The 14,101-nt window shown below is 62.3% G+C and carries 13 protein-coding genes and 3 tRNA genes; 1 reads left to right on the forward strand and 15 read right to left on the reverse strand.

All coding sequences use genetic code 11. The features are described 5' to 3' along the window. Window positions 1–12: 12 nt before the first annotated feature. The 15 genes from nuoF to O9320_20395 form a co-directional block, all read right to left on the reverse strand. Window positions 13–1,311: an NADH-quinone oxidoreductase subunit NuoF gene (gene nuoF, locus O9320_20325; GenBank protein MCZ8313200.1), complete on the reverse strand. Its 1,299-nt coding sequence runs from the start codon at window positions 1,309–1,311 to the stop codon at window positions 13–15. Next, entirely contained in the window at window positions 1,311–1,943 is a 633-nt protein-coding gene (gene nuoE, locus O9320_20330; GenBank protein ID MCZ8313201.1) for an NADH-quinone oxidoreductase subunit NuoE, read from the reverse strand. The genes nuoF and nuoE overlap by 1 nt, the downstream gene beginning before the upstream one ends. Beyond that, on the reverse strand, window positions 1,940–3,160 hold the full coding sequence (locus O9320_20335; GenBank protein ID MCZ8313202.1) for an NADH-quinone oxidoreductase subunit D: 1,221 nt from the start codon (window positions 3,158–3,160) through the stop codon (window positions 1,940–1,942). Before O9320_20335 ends, nuoE begins: the two co-directional genes overlap by 4 nt. Window positions 3,161–3,165: 5 nt before the next feature. Then, window positions 3,166–3,846: an NADH-quinone oxidoreductase subunit C gene (locus O9320_20340; GenBank protein MCZ8313203.1), complete on the reverse strand. Its 681-nt coding sequence runs from the start codon at window positions 3,844–3,846 to the stop codon at window positions 3,166–3,168. Between the two features lie 21 nt (window positions 3,847–3,867). Then, window positions 3,868–4,413: an NADH-quinone oxidoreductase subunit B gene (locus O9320_20345; protein ID MCZ8313204.1), complete on the reverse strand. Its 546-nt coding sequence runs from the start codon at window positions 4,411–4,413 to the stop codon at window positions 3,868–3,870. Further along, window positions 4,404–4,778, reverse strand: coding sequence for an NADH-quinone oxidoreductase subunit A (locus O9320_20350; GenBank protein MCZ8313205.1), 375 nt, complete (start codon window positions 4,776–4,778; stop codon window positions 4,404–4,406). The genes O9320_20345 and O9320_20350 overlap by 10 nt, the downstream gene beginning before the upstream one ends. Window positions 4,779–5,019: 241 nt before the next feature. Further along, window positions 5,020–5,096: transfer RNA gene (locus tag O9320_20355), tRNA-Asp, on the reverse strand. 52 nt (window positions 5,097–5,148) lie between these two features. Then, the gene (gene mtnA / locus O9320_20360; GenBank protein MCZ8313206.1) at window positions 5,149–6,264 is read right to left on the reverse strand and encodes an S-methyl-5-thioribose-1-phosphate isomerase; all 1,116 of its coding nucleotides are present in this window, start codon (window positions 6,262–6,264) and stop codon (window positions 5,149–5,151) included. Window positions 6,265–6,295: 31 nt separating this feature from the next. After that, window positions 6,296–6,370 (reverse strand) — tRNA-Val (locus tag O9320_20365). Between the two features lie 11 nt (window positions 6,371–6,381). Beyond that, window positions 6,382–6,654 carry an HU family DNA-binding protein gene (locus O9320_20370; GenBank protein MCZ8313207.1) on the reverse strand — a complete coding sequence of 91 codons (273 nt, stop codon included), beginning with the start codon at window positions 6,652–6,654 and terminating at the stop codon, window positions 6,382–6,384. 220 nt (window positions 6,655–6,874) lie between these two features. Further along, window positions 6,875–9,277, reverse strand: coding sequence for an endopeptidase La (gene lon, locus O9320_20375; GenBank protein MCZ8313208.1), 2,403 nt, complete (start codon window positions 9,275–9,277; stop codon window positions 6,875–6,877). A 169-nt stretch (window positions 9,278–9,446) separates the two neighbouring features. Next, a complete protein-coding gene (gene clpX, locus O9320_20380) occupies window positions 9,447–10,715 on the reverse strand; it encodes an ATP-dependent Clp protease ATP-binding subunit ClpX (GenBank protein MCZ8313209.1) in 1,269 nt (422 codons plus the stop codon). Between the two features lie 251 nt (window positions 10,716–10,966). After that, the gene (gene clpP, locus O9320_20385; protein MCZ8313210.1) at window positions 10,967–11,599 is read right to left on the reverse strand and encodes an ATP-dependent Clp endopeptidase proteolytic subunit ClpP; all 633 of its coding nucleotides are present in this window, start codon (window positions 11,597–11,599) and stop codon (window positions 10,967–10,969) included. 165 nt (window positions 11,600–11,764) lie between these two features. Continuing rightward, a complete protein-coding gene (gene tig / locus O9320_20390; protein MCZ8313211.1) occupies window positions 11,765–13,090 on the reverse strand; it encodes a trigger factor in 1,326 nt (441 codons plus the stop codon). A gap of 76 nt (window positions 13,091–13,166) precedes the next feature. Further along, window positions 13,167–13,251, reverse strand: a tRNA-Leu gene (locus O9320_20395). Window positions 13,252–13,570: 319 nt separating this feature from the next. On the opposite strand from O9320_20395, the gene O9320_20400 reads away from it, so the two are divergent. Next, window positions 13,571–14,101, forward strand: a 531-nt coding sequence (locus O9320_20400) for a hypothetical protein (protein ID MCZ8313212.1), incomplete at its 3' end; no start/stop codon positions are given.

Raw genomic sequence — 14,101 nt, forward strand, 5'->3', positions numbered from 1 at the left:
TCTCGTCCCTTTTTACTCGGCCGCCGCGCGCGGCTGTTGCCGCGAGGCTTTGTAGTTCTGAATGCGCATTTCCATCTCGGGCCGGAAATGGCGGATGAGGCCCTGCACGGGCCACGCCGCCGCATCGCCAAGCGCGCAGATCGTGTGGCCTTCGATCTGGCGCGTGACTTCCTCAAGCATGTCGATTTCCTTGAGCTCTGCCTCGCCCTTGACCATGCGCTGCATCACTCGGAACAGCCAGCCTGTACCCTCGCGGCACGGCGTGCACTGGCCGCAGCTTTCGTGCATGTAGAAACGCGAAAGGCGTGCGATCGCCTTCACGATGTCGGTCGACTTGTCCATGACGATGACAGCCGCCGTGCCGAGGCCCGAACGCACTTCGCGCAGCGCGTCGAAATCCATCAGCACCGTGTCGCAGATCGATTTCGGCAGCACCGGAACCGAAGCACCGCCCGGAATGATGCCAAGCAGATTGTCCCAACCGCCGCGCACGCCGCCGCAATGCTTTTCGATGAGTTCCTTGAGCGGAATGCTCATCGCCTCTTCGACCGTGCAAGGCTTGTTGACGTGGCCCGAGATGCAGAACAACTTCGTGCCCGAATTCTTGGGCCGCCCGATCCCTGCGAACCACGCCGCCCCGCGCCGGATGATTGTCGGCGCAACCGCGATCGATTCGACGTTGTTGACCGTGGTGGGGCAGCCATAAAGGCCCATGCCGGCCGGAAACGGCGGCTTCAGGCGCGGCTGGCCCTTTTTGCCTTCGAGCGATTCGATGAGGGCGGTTTCTTCGCCGCAGATATAGGCGCCTGCCCCGCGATGCACATACACGTCGAACGGCCAGCCCGAGCCGCACGCGTCGGGCCCGAGCAACCCTGCTGCATACGCCTGCTGCACAGCGCGTTCGAGGTTCGAGGATTCGTTGTAGAACTCGCCACGCACATAAATGTAGGCGGCGTTGGCCCCCATCGCGAAACCGGCGATCAGGCAGCCTTCGACAAGCTTGTGCGGATCGTGGCGCAGGATCTCGCGATCCTTGCACGTCCCCGGCTCGGACTCGTCGGCATTGACGACGAGATAATGGGGCCGCCCGTCGGACTTTTTGGGCATGAACGACCATTTCATGCCGGTCGGGAACCCTGCCCCGCCGCGCCCGCGCAATCCTGAATCCTGGATCTCCTTGATGATCCAGTCGCGGCCCTTGAGGAGAATCTCCTTGGTGCCGTCCCAATCGCCACGCTTGCGCGCGCCCTCAAGGCCCCAGTCACCGTCGGCATAAAGATTGGTGAAAATGCGGTCTTTGTCCTGAAGCATCATTCGGCTCCGCTTGCAGGGACCGGGAACAGGCTCGTGCGCCCGCCCGCCGGCATCGAAACTTGGCGGCCGTTCATGGGGCCCTTGGGCGGCGGATTGCCCGCCGCCAAAGCATCGATCAGCTTTTCGGTCGAAGCGCCGTCGAGATCTTCGTAGAAATCGTCGTTGACCTGGATGACCGGTGCATTGACGCACGCCCCCAAGCATTCGACCTCGCGCACCGTGAATTTGCCGTCAGCCGAATGCAGGAAGCTCGCATCGCCCGTGGCTTTCACGCGCAGCTTGCGCTCGCACGCTTTCATCACCTCGTCCGAGCCGCGCAGCCAGCACGGCGTGGTCGTGCAAACCTGCAGGAACCATTCGCCAACCGGGGCGAGATTGAACATCGAATAGAAGGTCGCGACCTCGTAGACGCGGATCGGCGCCATGTCGAGCAGGCCCGCCACATAGTCCATGGCCGCGCGCGGCAGCCAATTGCGATGCTGGCGCTGGGCGCGATCGAGAAGCGGCAGGACCGCACTTGCTTGGCGGCCCTGCGGATATTTGGCGATGACCTTCTGCGCCCAAGCGAAATTTTCGGGCGTGAAGGCGAAGGTCGCAGGCTGTTCGGCGTGGGCAGTGCCGCCACTCATCGGTCGATCTCTCCGAAAACAATGTCGAGCGATCCGATAATCGCGACGACGTCGGCCAGCATGTGGCCCTTGGCGAGAAAATCCATCGCCTGCAGAAACGCAAAACCCGGTGCGCGGATTTTGCAGCGGTAAGGCCGGTTCGTGCCGTCCGATACGAGATACACGCCGAACTCGCCCTTGGGCGCTTCGACGGCCGTGTAGGTCTCGCCCGCCGGCACGCGGTAGCCTTCGGTGTAGAGCTTGAAATGGTGGATGAGGGCTTCCATCGAGCGCTTCATGTCGGCGCGCGGCGGCGGCGCCACCTTGCGGTCGTCGGTCTTGACGGGCCCGCCCGGCATCTTCTCGATCGCCTGCCTCATGATACGCAGCGACTGGCGCATCTCGTCCATGCGCACGAGATAGCGGTCGTAGCAGTCGCCGTTCTTGCCGATCGGCACGTCGAATTCCATCGCCTCATACGCGTCGTAGGGCTGCGCCTTGCGCAGATCCCACGGAATGCCCGAGCCGCGCACCATCGGCCCCGAAAAGCCCCAGGCCAATGCATCGGCCTTCGATACCACACCGATATCCACCGTGCGCTGCTTGAAGATGCGGTTTTCGGTGAGCAGGTTTTCGATGTCGTCGAGCACTTTGGGGAAGTGCGCGATGAATTTGAGCATATCTTCCGCCAGGCCCGGCGGCAGATCCTGGCTCACCCCACCGGGTCGGAAATAGGCCGCATGCAGGCGCGCACCGCACACACGCTCGTAGAACTCCATCAGCGTTTCGCGCTCTTCGAAGCCCCACAGCAGCGGCGTCATGGCGCCGACATCGAGCGCAAACGTCGTGACGTTCAGAATATGGTTGAGGATGCGGCCGATTTCGGCATAGAGCACGCGTATATACTGCGCGCGCGGGGGTGCCTCGATGCCGAGTAGTTTCTCGACCGCGAGCGCGTAGGCGTGCTCTTGGTTCATCGGCGACACGTAGTCGAGCCGATCGAAATAGGGCACGGCCTGCAGATACGTCTTGTATTCGATCAGCTTCTCGGTGCCGCGATGCAGAAGTCCGATATGCGGATCGGCGCGCTCGATGACTTCGCCGTCGAGTTCGAGCACGAGGCGCAGCACGCCGTGCGCTGCCGGATGTTGCGGCCCGAAATTCAGCGAATAGTTCTTGATGCGAACCTGGCCGGGGGTCTGTTCGCCAGAGGGTGCCGCGAGTGTGGGTTCAGCCATGGCGTCTATGCCTTTGCCGGAGCTGCGGGGGCCGGTGCCGCGGGCGCAACCGGTGCTGCAGGGGCGGCCGCTTTTTCGTCGCCCGGCAACTTGCCGAGTTGTGCGAGACCAAGACCTTCCCACGGCGACAGGAAATCGAACGAGCGGAAATCCTGCGTGAGTTTCACTGGCTCGTAGACCACGCGCTGTTCGGCCGCGTCGTAGCGCACTTCGACATAGCCCGTGAGCGGGAAGTCTTTGCGCAGCGGATGGCCTTCGAAGCCGTAGTCGGTGAGCAGGCGGCGCAGATCGGGATGGTTGGCGAAATAGATGCCGTAAAGATCCCAGGCTTCGCGCTCGAACCAGCCAGCCGACGGGAACAACCCCACAGCCGATTCGACCGGCGTGTTTTCATCGGTGCTGAGCTTCACGCGGATGCGCCGATTGTGGCGCATCGACAGCAGATTGTAGACCACGTCGAAACGCTCGACACGCTCGGGCCAATCGACACCGCACAGATCCATGAGAGCGGCGAACTTGCAGTCCGCATCGTCGCGCAGATGGCCAAGCACGCGCAGGATCGAAGCGCGCGCGACGGTCACGCACAATTCGCCCTTGTCGATTTCGACGGCCAAAATGTCGGCGCCGAGATCGGCTTTGATCTTGTCGCCGAGTGCGGCGAGCGATGGATCGAGATACGCAGCCATGTTGCGAACCGTTTTGTCCCTTCAGCGCATGATCGTCGTGGTGCGCTTGATCTTCTTCTGGAGCTGGATGATGCCGTAGAGCAGCGCTTCTGCGGTCGGCGGGCAGCCCGGTACGTAGATATCGACCGGCACGATGCGGTCGCAGCCGCGCACCACCGCGTAGGAGTAATGGTAGTAGCCGCCGCCATTGGCGCAGCTGCCCATCGACAGCACCCAGCGCGGCTCGGCCATCTGGTCGTAGACCTTGCGCAGCGCCGGCGCCATTTTGTTGGTGAGCGTGCCGGCGACGATCATCACGTCCGACTGGCGCGGGCTCGGGCGGAAGACCATACCGAAACGGTCGAGATCGTAGCGGCTCGCGGCCGTGTGCATCATTTCGACGGCACAGCAGGCGAGCCCGAAAGTCATCGGCCACAGTGAACCCGTGCGCGCCCAACCGACGAGCTTGTCGAGCTGTGCCACGACGAAGCCTTTTTCCTGGATGTCGTCGACGGCAGCCTTCAACAGCGCGTCTTGCGCCGGGCCCGGCGGCAGAGGCCCGGTTCCGTGCGCTTCGATCACTCCCATTCGAGAGCTCCCTTTTTCCACTCGTAGACAAAGCCGATCGTCAACACGCCCAAAAAGGCGACCATCGACCAGAATCCGAACATGCCGATCTCACCCAGGGATACCGCCCACGGGAATAGGAACGCGACTTCGAGGTCGAAAATAATGAACAGGATCGCGACCAGATAGAAGCGCACGTCAAATTTACGGCGCGCATCGTCGAAGGCTTCGAAGCCGCATTCATAGGCGGAGAGTTTTTCGGTATCGGGTTTCTGGCGCGCAATGATCAGCGATGCCACAACCATCAAAACCGACAAGACGATCGCCAATCCCAAGAACATGAGAATCGGCAGATATTCGCGCAGCAATGCCGCATGTGCGTCCATTGGATCCCCAAATTCCAGCGCCGTCCGCCAGACCCCCTGGCTCGAATCCGATAAGTCTTTCTCCTATAGGCCAAAGCGCCAATTTTTGCCACGATTTAAGGAGCCGTGATCCGAACCTTAACAGAACCGGCCACCGCGCTGTCATAATTCCAATAGATCGCGATGCTGCGCTGCAACAAAGAAAGCCTGCCATCGGCAAATGGCAGGCTTTCTTTGGGGAAAGTCGGAACTTTCGGCCAAGTGGCGCGAGCGACGGGACTTGAACCCGCGGCCTCCGGCGTGACAGGCCGGCGCTCTAACCAACTGAGCTACGCCCGCGCGAGGACTTGGCTCGAAAGTCTGCGGTATGTAACGGTCCGCAAACCGCGCGTCAAGCGACTAGCGGGGCTTGGCCCGGGAAAAGCCCGGCCAGGCCCGCCGGGCTCGCCGCACAGATCCCCCGCTCGGTGATGAGCCCGGTGACCAGCCGCGCCGGCGTCACGTCGAACGCGTCGTTGCGCGCGGAGCTGCCGGGGGCCGCAATATCGACCTCGACCACGCTGCCGTCGGCAAGGCGGCCGGCGATGCGCGTGACTTCGAGCGGGCTGCGCTGCTCGATCGGGATCTCCTTGACGCCGTCCGAAACAGTCCAGTCGATCGTCGGGCTCGGCAGCGCCACGTAGAACGGCACGCCGTTGTCGAAAGCGGCCAACGCCTTCAAATAGGTGCCGATTTTGTTGCATACGTCGCCGCGCGCGGTGACGCGATCGGTGCCGACGATGCACAGATCGACGAGCCCGTGCTGCATCAAATGCCCGCCCGCATTATCGGCGACGATGTGGTGCGGCACGCCGTGGCGGCCGAGTTCCCACGCCGTCAACGACGCACCCTGGTTGCGCGGCCGCGTCTCGTCGACCCACACATGCACGTCAACGCCGGCATCGTGCGCCATGTAGATGGGTGCTATCGCCGTGCCCCAATCGACCGTCGCGAGCCAGCCCGCGTTGCAATGCGTCAGGATGTTGACGGGCCCCTTCCCGCCTGCCTTGGCTTTGCGCGCGGCCGCCTCGCGGATCGCCGTCAATCCGTTGCGACCGATGGCTTCGTTGATCGCGACGTCCTCGTCGCAGATCTCGGCTGCAAGTCGCCATGCGGCTGCCGCCCGCGAACCCGCTTCGACGGGTGCGAGGGCTGCGCGCACGCGGTCGAGCGCCCAGCGCAGATTGATCGCTGTCGGCCGCGTGACCACGAGCGTGTCGTAGGCAAGCTGCAGACCGCGATCGGACGGATCGGCGCGCAAGCCCAGCGCCATGCCGTAGGCGGCAGCGGCACCGATGAGCGGCGCACCGCGCACGACCATGGTCTTGATGGCGTCCGCGGAATCGCCAAGAGCGATCCAGCGCCGCACGACAAAACGATGCGGCAGTTGCGTCTGGTCGATCACTTCGACGGCAAGGCCGTCGGCCGCCGGCCAGATCGTGCGATAGGGCGTACCGTCGATCTTCATGGCGCTACCTTGCGAGCAGGACGAAAAAATGTGGTGGGCGGTGAGGGGATCGAACCCCCGACATTCTCGGTGTAAACGAGGCGCTCTACCGCTGAGCTAACCGCCCGAAGCGAGGGCTCAATTCAACCCATCGCGCAGAAATTTTCCAGCCTTGAATTTCGGGCAGCGGCTGGCCTTGAGCTTAATGGTCTCGCCGGTGCGCGGATTGCGTCCCGCACTCGCCTTGCGCTGGGCCACGTAGAAGGTTCCGAAGCCGAACAGCTTGACGTCTTCGCCCTTGCGCAGCTGGCGGGCGATCGTCTCGAGCGCTGCGTCGAGCGCTTGCGCCGCCTGGTCTTTCGACAGTTCGGTTTTGGCCGCAACGGCGGCAATGAGATCGTGCTTGTTCACGGGCGAAGCGCACTCCGCGGGAAGGATCGATCGGAACTGCACGCAAAGTCGCGCGCGAGAGAGGCCGGTTCTAGGTGGTTGCAGCAGCCCCGTCAATCGCGCGGATTCGGGTATCCACAATTTTTCCGACTTGACAAAAAACACGAAGGGCCGCCGACGAAAACGCGTTTTGTTTCCGCCGGCGGCCCATTTTATCGCGCGCGTTGCGTATCCGCGACGCTTAGTGCGTGACGAGACCGGTCGCGTCGCCCTCGGCCTTCTTGGTCGGCACGTTTTCGATCTCGGGCTCGATCCATTCGATGGCCTGCGGAACGCGCGTCAATGCGCGCGCCAGCACTTCGTCGACCGTCGAGACGGAGACGATCTCGAGCGCCTTCTTGGCGTTCTCGGGGATTTCGGCCAGATCCTTTTCGTTGTCCTTCGGGATCAGCACGGTCTTGATGCCCGCGTGCAATGCGGCCAGCAGCTTCTCCTTGAGGCCGCCGATCGGCAGCACGCGGCCGCGCAGCGTGATCTCGCCCGTCATCGCCACGTCGCGGCGAACCGCAATGCCGGTCAGCACAGACACGATCGCGGTCGCCATGCCCACGCCGGCCGACGGACCGTCCTTGGGCGTGGCCCCTTCCGGCACGTGCACGTGGATGTCGCGGCGTTCGAACATCGGCGGCTTGATGCCGAGGCTCGCGGCCCGGCTGCGCACGTAGGCATGTGCGGCCTGGATCGATTCCTGCATCACGTCGCCGAGCTTGCCGGTGATCGTCATCTTACCCTTGCCGGGCGACATGACGGCTTCGATCGACAGCACTTCGCCGCCGACTTCTGTCCATGCCAGACCATTGACATGGCCCACCATATCGTCGCCGTCGATCTCGCCCCAGCGGAACTTGCGCACGCCGGCATACTTCTCGAGATTCTTCGGCGTGACCTGCACCTTCTTGACGCCTTCGACCAAGATCGCCTTGACCGCTTTGCGCGTGAGACCCGCGATTTCGCGCTCAAGGCTGCGCACGCCCGCTTCGCGCGTGTAGTAGCGCACGAGATCGCGCAGGCCCTCGTCGGTGATCGACCACTCGCCCTTCTTGAGACCGTGCATCTCCTCCTGCTTCGGAATGAGATGGCCGCGCGCGATTTCGATCTTTTCCTCTTCCGTGTAGCCGGAAAGGCGGATGATCTCCATGCGGTCGAGCAACGGCTGCGGCATGCGCAGCGTGTTGGCCGTCGTCACGAACATCACGTCGGACAGGTCGTAATCCACCTCGAGATAGTGGTCGGCGAAGGTCGCGTTCTGCTCGGGATCGAGCACCTCGAGCAAGGCCGACGACGGATCGCCGCGCCAGTCCGAACCGAGCTTGTCGATCTCGTCGAGCAGGAAAAGCGGATTGGACGATTTTGCCTTCTTCATGCCCTGGATGATCTTGCCCGGCATCGAGCCGATATAGGTGCGCCGATGGCCGCGGATTTCGGCTTCGTCGCGCACGCCGCCCAGCGACATGCGCACGAAATTGCGCCCGGTCGCTTTCGCGATCGACTTGCCCAGCGACGTCTTGCCCACGCCCGGCGGGCCGACGAGGCACAGGATGGGGCCGCGCATTTTGATCGTGCGTTCCTGGACTGCGAGATACTCAAGGATGCGCTCCTTGACCTTCTCGAGGCCGTAATGGTCGACGTCGAGCACCTTGCCGGCGTGCTTCACGTCGCGCTTGATCTTGGTGCGCTTCTTCCAGGGGATCGACAGGATCCAATCCATGTAGTTGCGCACGACCGTGGCTTCGGCCGACATCGGGCTCATCGATTTCAGCTTCTTGAGCTCGGCATAGACCTTGTCGCGCGCTTCTTTGGAGAGCTTCGTCTTCTTGATGCGCTCCTCGATCTCGGCACCTTCGTCTTTGCCGTCGTCGGTTTCGCCGAGTTCCTTCTGAATCGCCTTCAGTTGTTCGTTCAGATAGTACTCGCGCTGCGTCTTTTCCATCTGCCGCTTGACGCGGTTGCGGATGCGCTTTTCGACCTGCAGCACGCCGATCTCGCCTTCCATCGAGGCGTAGATCTTCTCGAGGCGCTGGGCGACCGTGTCGAGTTCGAGCAGTTCCTGCTTCTCGGGAATCTTGAGTGCGAGATGCGAGGCGACCGTGTCGGCAAGCTTGCCCGGATCGTCGATCTGGTTGACCGAGACGAGCACTTCGGGCGGGATCTTGCGGTTGAGCTTGATGTACTGCTCGAACTGGCTCACGACCGTACGCACGAGCGCTTCCATCTCCGAGGCCGTGCCGGCCCGGTCGGGCATCGGCTCGGCATAGGCCTGGAAGAAGCTCGGATTGTCGCCCCACGACGTGACGCGCGCGCGCGCGCCGCCTTCGACGAGCACCTTGACCGTACCGTCGGGCAGTTTAAGCAGCTGCAGCACCGTGCCGATCGTGCCGACTTCATAGATGTCGCCGGCCTGTGGATCGTCTTGGGCCGCGTTCTTCTGGGCGACGAGCAGGATCTGCTTGTCGTCCTTCATTACGTCTTCGAGGGCACGCACCGACTTCTCGCGGCCCACGAACAGCGGGACGATCATGTGCGGGAAAACGACGATGTCGCGAAGCGGAAGGACGGGATAGAGCGTGCCGCGTTTCGATTCCATTCGAGTTCGACTTTCCTGCTGCTCGGCCGATCAGCTCGGCCGACCTTGGTGGGACTGCAACGCCAGCGCCAGAATTTTGTACCGCCGCGGCTCTCCCCAAGGAATTGGGCGCTGGTAAACCGTAGGTCAAGGGCCGGCCTTGGATCAAAGGCCGGCGGCAACGTCGGCGTTAAGCCGACGTGCCGACTTGCGCCGCAGGCGTTCGTTCGCCGTGCACATGCAATGGCTTGGCGCGACCTTCGACGACCTCGCTGTTGATCACGACTTCCTCGATGCCCGTCATGCCGGGCAGTTCGAACATCGTGTCGAGCAGGATCACTTCCATGATCGAGCGCAATCCGCGCGCGCCGGTCTTGCGCGCGATCGCCTTGCGCGCGACCGACTTCAGCGCGTCGTCGGAGAAGCCGAGTTTGATGCCTTCCATCTCGAACAGACGCTGGTACTGCTTGACCAGCGCGTTCTTGGGCTTCTGCAGAATGTCGACCAGCGCTTCTTCCGAAAGATCGGTAAGCGTGGCGACGACCGGCAGACGGCCGATGAATTCCGGGATCAAGCCGAACTTCAGCAGATCTTCGGGCTCGACGTCCTTGAGGATCAGGCCCGTCGTGCGCTCGTCGGGGCCGCGCACGTCGGCACCGAAGCCGATCGACGTACCCCGCGAACGCGCCGCGATGATCTTGTCGAGACCAGCGAACGCGCCGCCGCAGATGAACAGAATATTCGTCGTGTCGACCTGCAGGAACTCCTGCTGCGGATGCTTGCGCCCGCCCTGCGGCGGCACGGAGGCGACCGTGCCTTCCATGATTTTCAACAGGGCCTGCTGCACGCCCTCGCCCGACACGTCGCGCGTGATCGACGGGTTTTCGGACTTCCGGCTGATCTTGTCGACTTCGTCGATATAGACGATGCCGCGCTGCGCGCGTTCGACATTGTAGTCGGCCGCCTGCAGCAGACGCAGAATGATGTTCTCGACGTCTTCGCCGACATAGCCGGCTTCGGTGAGCGTCGTGGCATCGGCCATCGTGAACGGCACGTCGATGATGCGCGCCAGCGTCTGGGCCAGCAGCGTCTTGCCGCAGCCCGTGGGGCCGACGAGCAGGATGTTCGACTTGGCGATCTCGACCTCGGCACCCTTGGTGCCGTGCGACAGGCGCTTGTAGTGGTTGTGCACCGCGACCGACAGCACGCGCTTGGCATGGTCTTGGCCGATCACGTAGTCGTCGAGCACCTGGCAAATGTCTTTGGGCGTGGGCACGCCGTCGCGCGACTTGACCAGCGTGGTCTTGTGCTCTTCGCGGATGATGTCCATGCACAGTTCGACGCATTCATCGCAGATGAACACGGTCGGGCCCGCGATCAGTTTGCGGACCTCGTGCTGGCTTTTCCCGCAGAAGGAGCAGTAAAGCGTGTTTTTCGAATCGCCCGAGGACTTGTTCATTCCGTCACCGCTCCGTCCGGTCGTTCCCCCCATGGGAATCCGAACATGGTTGGATGTTAGCCCTCACCGGCATCTGCGGCAACCGCAGCCGCCGGTCTAATTCCGTCGCTGCTGGGGGAAATCGTCCCGCCCCCTCGAAAAACATAGAACTCCGACAGCAGCGTTACAAGTCGCACGCATTTCGGCCACGCTCCTGGCACCGGCGTTTGCCGTGCCAAGACCGTGCCAAACGGTACGCCGCAACGTCGTTCTTAGGCGGCTTTGCTCTCTTCGGGGCGCGGCGGACGCGTGACCACGACTTCGTCGATAATCCCGAACGTCTTGGCTTCGTCCGGGCTCATGAACTTGTCGCGCTCGAGGGCCGCTTCGATCGCCTCGACCGGCTGGCCGGTGTGCTTGACGTAGATCTCGTTGAGGCGCTTGCGAAGATTGAGGATTTCGCGCGCCTGGATCTCGATATCCGTCGCCTGACCTTGCGCACCGCCCGAGGGCTGGTGGACCATGATGCGCGAGTTGGGCAGCGAGAAACGTTTGCCTTTGGCGCCCGCGCACATCAGCAGTGAGCCCATCGACGCGGCCTGGCCGATGCAAACGGTCGCCACATCTGGGCGGATATACTGCATCGTGTCGTAGATCGCGAGGCCCGACGTGACGACGCCGCCCGGCGAGTTGATGTAGAGCGAAATGTCCTTTTTCGGGTTTTCGCTCTCCAGGAACAGCAGCTGCGCGCAGATCAGGCTCGACACGCCGTCATTGACGGGGCCGACCATGAAAATGATGCGCTCTTTGAGGAGGCGCGAGTAGATGTCGAACGAGCGCTCGCCGCGCGCGGTCTGTTCGACGACCATCGGGATAAGGGTGCTCATCTGGGCGTCGAGCGACATGGGTCGGATCTCCGGAGATTTTTTGCCCGCAACGGCGCGGGGCCACTCCCTATATCTAGGCCGGGGCGGCGCGCACGATCAAGTGATCCGGCAAAAATAAAGACGGCGACGCCCGCAAAGGGCATCGCCGTCTTGTTCGAATGGCCTTATTTCGGAAGCGGTTGCTTAGGCCGCGTCCATTTCCTTGGTCAGTTCTTCGGCCGACACGTCTTTGTCCGACACCTTGGCAAGTTCGACGATGAAATCGACGACCTTGTCCTCGAAGATCGGGGCGCGCAGCTGCGCCAAGGCGTCGGGGTTGTTGCGGAAATAGTCGACGACTTCGCGCTCCTGGCCCGGATAGCGGCGTGCTTGTTCTCCAAGCGCGCGGTTCACTTCGTCTTGCGCGACCTGGACATTGTTGGCGCGGCCGACTTCGGCCAGCAGCAAGCCCAAGCGCACGCGGCGCTCGGCAATGCCGCGATATTCGGCTTTAAGATCGTCTTCGGACTTGCCCGCGTTGGCGGGGTCCTGGACGCCGCGCTTTTGGTCTTCTTCGACCTGGGCCCAGATCTGGTTGAACTCGAGATCGACCATGCTGGGGGGCACTTCGAAGCTGTGCGCGTCGGCGAGCTTGTCGAGAAGCTGGCGCTTCATGCGCGCGCGCGAATGGCGGGTGAGTTCGCGCGACAGCTGGTCCTTCACTGCCTTCTTCAGCGTTTCGAGGTCCTCGAAGCCAAGCCCCTTGGCGAACTCGTCGTTCTGCTCGAGCGGGATTGCCTCGCGCAGTTCCTTGACGGCCACCTTGAAGGTCGCGGGCTTGCCGGCGAGCTTGTCGTTCACATACTGCTCGGGGAACACGATATTGACGTCGCAGCTGTCGCCCACGCGCTTGCCGATCAGCTGGTCTTCGAACCCTGCCACGAACTGGTTCGAGCCCAGTTCGAGCGCATGGTCGCTGCCCTTGCCGCCGGGGAACGGCGTGCCGTCGAGAAAGCCTTCGAAATCGATCACGAGCGTGTCGCCACTCTTGGCCGCGCGGTCTTCTTCGACCTTTTTGGTCTGCTTCTGCGAACGCGCGAGGCTTTCGAGCGCTTTGGCAAGCTCGCCTTCGCCGGGCTCCGCCTTCAGGCGCTCGAGTTCGATCGTCTTGAAATCGACCGGCACGATCTCGGGCAGCACTTCAACGGACAAATTGTATTCGAGATCCTTGCCTTCGGCGAAGTCCACGACTTCGATTTTGGGCTGCATGGCGGGCTTGAGGCCACGCTCGAGGATCGCCTGATTCGAGGAATCCTGCACCGCGCGCTGCAGCACATCGCCCATCACGGACTGGCCGTAGCGCTGCTTCAGCACTGCTTTGGGCGCCTTGCCCGGACGGAAGCCCGGCAGGCGCACCTTCTTGGAGAGGTCGTCGAGCTCGAGTTCGAGCTTGGCGGCGATGTCGGTGGCCGACACAATGACCTTGTAGCTGCGCTTGAGACCGTCGTTCAGGGTTTCAGTGACTTGCATGGCATCCAACTCGGAAGAATTTCGGGGACCGTTCGAGGGCATTCTATATAAGACGGCGAATTCGTACGGGCGGCCCTGGTGCGGGCGGAGGGACTTGAACCCCCACGACTTTCGTCACGAGAACCTAAATCTCGCGTGTCTACCAGTTTCACCACGCCCGCGCGCCGACCGGTGTTCGGGCCCTCTTGGGGCGCTTCTCGTACAAGCCTTGCCGAGCCCCGTCAATCCGACATAAGCCCTTGCGACCGCAAAACCGGCATTGCGTTAAGCGCATTCAAGCCATGCGCCAAACGCATTCTTTGCAAAATGGGGATTTTCTGCATTCGGTTCAGTTAGTTGGCCAAAAATCGCATGTTTTTTCATCAAAACCATCAAAAAAGATTTCTATAAAATTGTAGTGACTTTCCCGATTTGCTGAGATAGGGTCTCGTTAGATCAGCAGAAGCTGATTTTATCCATTCCAGAAGGAAGGAATATACTATGTCGAACTCCATCAATACCAATGTCGGTGCGTATACGGCGCTGGCGTCGTTGCGCGTAACCCAAGTTGGACTCAACGTCGCCTCCAAACAGGTTCAGACCGGCTACCGTGTTGCCGATGCGCAAGACGACGCCTCGACCTTTTCGGTGGCCCAAGGCATTCGCGGCAACCTGCAGGCTTACGGCGCCATCCAGGCGTCGCTCGCCAACGGTGTCGGCATCGGCTCGGTGACCCAGGCTGCGCTGACGAACGTTTCGAACCTCATCGGCAACCTGCAAGCCAAGATCACGCAGCTCGCCGACGGGTCGATCACCGCCAACCAGCGCACCATCTACACCGCCGACTTCAACGCGCTGACGTCGCAGGTCGCCAACTTCATCAGCCAAGCGAACTACAACGGCACCAACCTGCTCTCGGCAGGCTCGACGGCCAAGACGTTCCTGGCCGACACCAATGCGACCGTGCTCACCTTGAGCGCGCAGTCGTCGGTCGATGCGGCGTTCAACACGTTCGCCACGACCGCCAACATC

The sequence above is a fragment of the Magnetospirillum sp. genome, assembly GCA_027532905.1.
Lineage (GTDB): Bacteria > Pseudomonadota > Alphaproteobacteria > CACIAM-22H2 > CACIAM-22H2 > Tagaea.

Excerpts from the sequence above, each read along its gene's own strand:
- nuoF (MCZ8313200.1), bottom strand. The coding sequence starts at position 1,311 with ATGCTTCAGGACAAAGACCGCATTTTCACCAATCTTTATGCCGACGGT.
- nuoE (MCZ8313201.1), bottom strand. The coding sequence starts at position 1,943 with ATGAGTGGCGGCACTGCCCACGCCGAACAGCCTGCGACCTTCGCCTTC.
- O9320_20335 (MCZ8313202.1), bottom strand. The coding sequence starts at position 3,160 with ATGGCTGAACCCACACTCGCGGCACCCTCTGGCGAACAGACCCCCGGC.
- O9320_20340 (MCZ8313203.1), bottom strand. The coding sequence starts at position 3,846 with ATGGCTGCGTATCTCGATCCATCGCTCGCCGCACTCGGCGACAAGATC.
- O9320_20345 (MCZ8313204.1), bottom strand. The coding sequence starts at position 4,413 with ATGGGAGTGATCGAAGCGCACGGAACCGGGCCTCTGCCGCCGGGCCCG.
- O9320_20350 (MCZ8313205.1), bottom strand. The coding sequence starts at position 4,778 with ATGGACGCACATGCGGCATTGCTGCGCGAATATCTGCCGATTCTCATG.
- mtnA (MCZ8313206.1), bottom strand. The coding sequence starts at position 6,264 with ATGAAGATCGACGGTACGCCCTATCGCACGATCTGGCCGGCGGCCGAC.
- lon (MCZ8313208.1), bottom strand. The coding sequence starts at position 9,277 with ATGGAATCGAAACGCGGCACGCTCTATCCCGTCCTTCCGCTTCGCGAC.
- clpX (MCZ8313209.1), bottom strand. The coding sequence starts at position 10,715 with ATGAACAAGTCCTCGGGCGATTCGAAAAACACGCTTTACTGCTCCTTC.
- clpP (MCZ8313210.1), bottom strand. The coding sequence starts at position 11,599 with ATGTCGCTCGACGCCCAGATGAGCACCCTTATCCCGATGGTCGTCGAA.
- tig (MCZ8313211.1), bottom strand. The coding sequence starts at position 13,090 with ATGCAAGTCACTGAAACCCTGAACGACGGTCTCAAGCGCAGCTACAAG.